The organism is Dethiosulfatibacter sp. (assembly GCF_983023055.1).
On record NZ_CEZJXU010000375.1, the window covers coordinates 1 to 2,615 of the forward strand.

At 35.0% G+C, this 2,615-nt stretch carries 2 protein-coding genes and 1 pseudogene; all 3 read right to left on the reverse strand.

Annotation, left to right across the window (positions count from 1 at the left end; genetic code table 11):
* Positions 1-302: acyl-CoA dehydrogenase family protein (locus AC3AX0_RS11215; RefSeq protein ID WP_487550372.1), on the reverse strand; the 302-nt coding region annotated here is incomplete at its 3' end.
* Positions 303-325: 23 nt separating this feature from the next.
* A pseudogene (locus AC3AX0_RS11220) lies at positions 326-1,703 on the reverse strand (FAD-binding oxidoreductase).
* A 105-nt stretch (positions 1,704-1,808) separates the two neighbouring features.
* Positions 1,809-2,615: electron transfer flavoprotein subunit alpha/FixB family protein (locus AC3AX0_RS11225; RefSeq protein ID WP_487550373.1), on the reverse strand; the 807-nt coding region annotated here is incomplete at its 5' end.

The following is a 2,615-nucleotide window of genomic DNA, read 5'->3' on the forward strand; positions in this document are numbered from 1 at the left end:
TATTGTTGAATTGGTGTTGCACAAAGACTTGTATGAACTGAAACTATAATACCTGTTGATGCACAACATTTTGATAATTCTTCCACACATTGTACATAACTTAATGTATCCATTCCAGCTCCACCCAATTCTTCAGGGAATGGAATTCCAAACAAACCCATCTCAGCCATTTTTTCTACATTTTCTTTTGGAAAACGCATGGTTTCATCAATTTCTTTTGCAATTGGTTTTACTTCATTCTCCGCAAAATCACGATACATCTCTTGTAATTGTTGATGCTCTTCACTAATTTTAAAATCCATATTAATTACCTACCTCTTTTATATTAATTATTAAAACCTATTGTTTCACATACTTTACCTGGATTCATAATAGAATTCGGGTCAAACACTTTTTTAATACCTTTCATTAAGTTCATGTTTATTTCTCCAACGCTATCTACTAAATAGCTAACCTTTCCACTACCAATTCCATGTTCTCCTGACACAAGGCCACCACATCTTATTGCTTCTGGATAGATAATATCGAAGAATTTTTCAACTCTTGATTTAAATTCTTCTTCTTCTAAATCATTACTGCATTGGTATATATGAAGATTTCCATCTCCTGCATGTCCAAAACTCTTAATAGTCAGTCCATACTCTTTACCAGCATTTTCTACAAATTCAAGATAAGAAGCAATCTTATTTACAGGAACTACAACATCACATTCATCTAATAATTTAGTTTCTGCCATAATTGCCTCTAAGAAACTAGAACGTGCTGCCCATGCATCTCTCATCTTTGCAGGTGTATCGGCTACAAGAACATCTATTGCTCCTTCTTCCAATGCTATTTCAGCAGCTTGCTCAATGAGGTTATTTAACTCATCTTCGCTGCTAGCATCTAGAGTAACAAGCAAATAAGCATTTGCTGTTGTTCCATCAAGTTCTTGTGGGAATACACTTTTTCCAATAAATCTTTCACTAGCAAGAACAATTTCTCTTTCCATAAATTCTAATGCTTGTGGATTTATATTTGCCATTTTAATTTTAGGAACAGTAGAAATACAATCATTTAAATTTTCATAAGGAATAATCAAACTAGCAACTTCCTTTGGTGCTGGCATAGTTTTTAAAGTAAGTTCTGTAATAACTCCAAGTGTACCTTCGGAACCAACCATTAAATCTACAAGACTATAACCTGAACTTGTTTTTGATACTGTAGCTCCAAAGTTAGTGATTTCTCCTGTTGGAAGAACCACTGTCATTGCACGTACATATTCACGTGTTGCACCATACTTAACAGCTCTCATTCCACCAGCATAATAACCCTTGTTTTATACAATCCTCTGCAAGATCATTTAACGTAACACCAGGTTGAACATGAACAACAAAGTTCTCTAAATCATAAGAGAGTATTTTATTCATCTTTGTAAGATCAATTAAAACACCACCTAAAAGTGGAACTGCTCCCCCTACAAGTCCTGATCCTGATCCTCTTGGAGTTACTGGTATCTTATTTTCATTACAAATTTTTACTACTGCAGCAACTTCCTCTGTAGAATGTGCCATCAACACGACTTCCGGAGCCGCCTTTCCATAAATAGGCATTTCGTCGTGAGAATAATCTTCGTTGATATCATCACCTGTTAAAATATGTCCAGGAGCTGCCTCCTGTAATTTTAAAATCAATTCTTCCGTCAATTTATTATACTCAGCCATAATAATCCTCGCTTTATAATTTTTTATAGAATCCATTGTACCTTTACGTAAATGAAATTATACGTAATTTTATTTTAGTTCCTAACTTAAGAAATATAGAAACCCTTACTCTGCTTTTGCTTTCTTCATTTCCTCAATCATAACTGGAAGAATCTCAGTTACATTTCCAACAATACTTAGATTGGAGATTTCAAAAATTGGAGCATCTTCATCTTTGTTAATTGCCACAATATAATTTGACCCTGACATTCCAGATGTATGTTGTGTTGCTCCTGAAATACCACATGCAATATAAAGTTTTGGTGCTACAATCTTTCCTGACTGCCCAACTTGGTGAGCACGAGAAATCCATCCGTCTTCAATCGGTGGTCTTGTTGCACCAACTACGCCACCAAGTACACGTGCTAATTCTTTAACAAGTTCGAAATTTTCTGCACTTCCCATTCCACGTCCACCAGAAACAATAACTTCTGCTTCTTCTAAATTAACAGATTCAGAAATTTCTTTTACCATATCAACAATATTTGCCTTAACAGCATCATCTGGAATTTCTATATTCTTCTCTGTAACACCTGCCTTTGAAGCAGCCTCTGGCTTTGAAAAACTTCCATTTCTAATTGTAGCTACGGCTGTGCCTTCTACTTCAATATTTTCTAGAATTGTACCACCATAAGCTGGTCTAGTATATATAACTTTACCATCAGTTTTACTGATTCCTGTTACATCACTTACACATCCTAAACTCATACGTCCTGCAATACGTGGTGCAATATCTTTAGCCAATGCTGTATTTGCTAATAGAATAATATCAGGATTTTGTTCTTTAACAGTTTGCGCTAATGCTTCTGTCAAAGTATCACAGTCTGTAGGAGTATCTGTGAAAACAACTGGAATTCCTAAAGAAGCTACTGT